Raw genomic sequence first — 2,907 nt, forward strand, 5'->3', positions numbered from 1 at the left:
ACAGTCCCAGTAATTACGACTGCTCCACCTTCATTGTAGATTCCTCCACCACCAGCTTCTCCTGGATTCATAGCTCCCATTGCTGGTTCACCATTTGCTGTGTTGTTATCAATAAGAGCTGCACCCATAATGTTCATAGCTCCTGATCCGTTCCATAATGCGCCACCTTCATTTGCAGCAGTATTTTGAGAATATGTTCCGTCTGTAATATTTACTGTTCCAGCTTGAGATACGTGAATTGCTCCACCGTTTCCTGGTGCTCCTGCTCCAGTAACTACTCCAGTTGCATTCATACTCATCGTTACATTAGTAAGAGTAGTAGTTGATGCTTGGTTTTGTTCTATTCCTCCACCAGCTCTATTTGAACTATTATTTGAAATTGTTGAACCAGTTGCTGTAAAAGTACCATTTGCATTAAGTACTCCACCACCAGTTCCTTGTGCTCCATCTGCAACATTATTAGTTATCATAGTAGTTGCGTCAGTAGTTACAACTCCACCTTCATTGTATATTCCTCCACCACCAGCAGCACCTGCAGTTGTTGTATCATTACCAGATGCTGTGTTAGCATCGATAGTTGTATCTGTAATAGTCATTACTCCAGATCCGTTCCATAAAGCTCCACCTTCGTTAGCAGCTGTATTTGTAGTAAATGTACTAGTGGATATATTTGAATTTGCAGTTCCTGTAATATGTATAGCACCACCATTTCCAGGAGAAGCACCTACTATATTACTTGTAAAAGTACTTCCAGAGATTGTCATTAAATCTGAAGACTGCACTTCTATAGCTCCACCAGCTCTTACAGCACTATTTCCAGTAAAGGTAGAATTGGTAATAGTTAATAGACCAGAAGTTCCTCTAGTCATAAGAGCTCCACCATTGGCAGAAGTACCTAATGCATCATTATTAATAAATTCGGAATTAGAAATAGTGGTGTCGGCATTGGTATTTGCAATTGCGCCACCACCGTAAGTAGGTCCAGTAGCAGTATTATTTGTAACAGTATTTCCAGAAAAAACACAATTATCAAAAACTGCTGCGCCACCAACTAAATTAATTGCTCCACCCGTAATGTTTCCGACTCCACCGTTAAAATTACTTACAGTAACACCATTTAATGTAAATAAAAATGAGGATCCAGGAGTGGTGATAAATAAACGGTTATTACCACTCGTTCTGTCAATTAAAGTATTAGTTGGTCCATTTCCTGTAATGACGATATCATCACTAATAGAGATGGCTCCTCCGGTAATACCTACTGTAAAATTACCTACAAAGGTAATTGTGTTGGGTCCTGCTGTTGCATTAGCATCTGCTACTGCTTGTCTTAAAGAACCTGTTCCTGAGTCCATTCCGTTAGTAACTGTAAACTGGCCGTAAGTAATGGAGGCTATTAACATCGCAAAAAGCGATAGGCTCCATCTTTGAGTAAAATTTTTCATAAGATTTTGATTTTGATTAATTTGGTATTATTAAATAGTTACGCACTATTGATGAGTTCAGTTTCAACATAATCAGTGTTTTAACAAAAATTAACATTTCGAGTGTAGATAAGTTGACTTTAATTGAGGCAAAAGAAAGTCAAATGTTAAATCCTGTTTCAGGCGTATAATGAAAAACCTTGATTTTTTATCTCGTATTATTTAATAATTTATTTTCAGCAGATAAATCGTTAATATCTATTTTATTTTTTGCAGTTTTAATAAGCTTTCGCGAAAGCGTAAAATGAAATGCAAATCCAATACAAAACGTAATTGGTCGAAAAAATATGCAGTTGGGCGCTGAAAGACAATATGACAAATTAGTTTATATGGAATGGCACGATTCTTAAGTAATATTGCAAAAAAGCATATTTATGAAGTTGATATCAAAATTATCTGTTATCATTTTAATCCTCGTCAGTTCGCTAAGCACAGCGCAAGTTAAAATAGGAGACAACCCAAATTCAATTAATCCATTTTCCATTCTAGAACTAGAAAGTACTGATAAAGTACTTGTGGTTACAAGACATACTGATGCGGAAATGTCAGCAATAATTCCATTGAATGGAGCTCTTATCTACAATACTTCACAGAACTGTCTTTTTCAGTTTAAAAATAACAACTGGGAAAGTCTTTGTACACAAGTGAGCCTTACTGATAATAATGACGGGACCTACAGCTTTACAAATTCAAATGGTACTAACATTATCATAGATACAAACGCTGTTTCAAATCCTTATAATAATGCTACCTCAGGCCTTGCCGCTATGAATGTGCAAGATGCGATAGACGAACTTACAGGTCTTACAAATTCCGTATCGCTTATAGATAATAGCGACGGAACTTACACATTTACAGACGCTTTAGGGAATATAATAACTATACAGGATACTTCTATTTCTACTTTAGTTGATAATGCAAATGGAACATATACCTACACAGATGAGACTGGTGTCCAAACCATTATTGACACTTCTATTATGGAAACGCTTACTTCCTTAGGTATTAATGCTTCTCAAACTGCTCTAGAATATAGCGATGAAAACGGTTTAATAACAACTATAGACTTAACAGCCGTAATACAAAACCTTGAAACAATCACCACACTTGCCGATAACAGCGACGGAACATTCACATACACTTCTGAAGATGGTACGGTAACTACAATTGATACCAATGCTGCCGAGACTCTTACTACCTTAGTATTAAACGCAGATGATACCAATTTAGATTATACCGATGAAGACGGAACAACGACGCAATTGGACTTCACAGACTTAGTTGCTAATCTGGAAACGATTACTACTCTAGTTGACAATACTGATGGTACTTTTACCTATACCAACGAAGCTGGAACTCCAGTAACCATTGATACCAATGCTGTCGAGACACTTACTACCTTAGTATTAAACGCAGATGATAC

Annotated in this window: 1 protein-coding gene and 1 pseudogene; one reads left to right on the top strand and one right to left on the bottom strand. The window is 36.7% G+C overall.

Translation table 11 applies throughout. From position 1 onward, the window contains the following. Positions 1-1,445 (bottom strand): beta strand repeat-containing protein (locus ACSHWW_RS14365; RefSeq protein WP_435683159.1); only part of this gene is annotated, 1,445 nt, incomplete at its 3' end. Between the two features lie 413 nt (positions 1,446-1,858). Between ACSHWW_RS14365 and ACSHWW_RS14370 the strand changes: the two are divergent. After that, positions 1,859-2,907: pseudogene (locus tag ACSHWW_RS14370) on the top strand (hypothetical protein); the annotation flags it as partial.

It is taken from the genome of Nonlabens sp., from assembly GCF_051251825.1.
GTDB lineage: Bacteria > Bacteroidota > Bacteroidia > Flavobacteriales > Flavobacteriaceae > Nonlabens.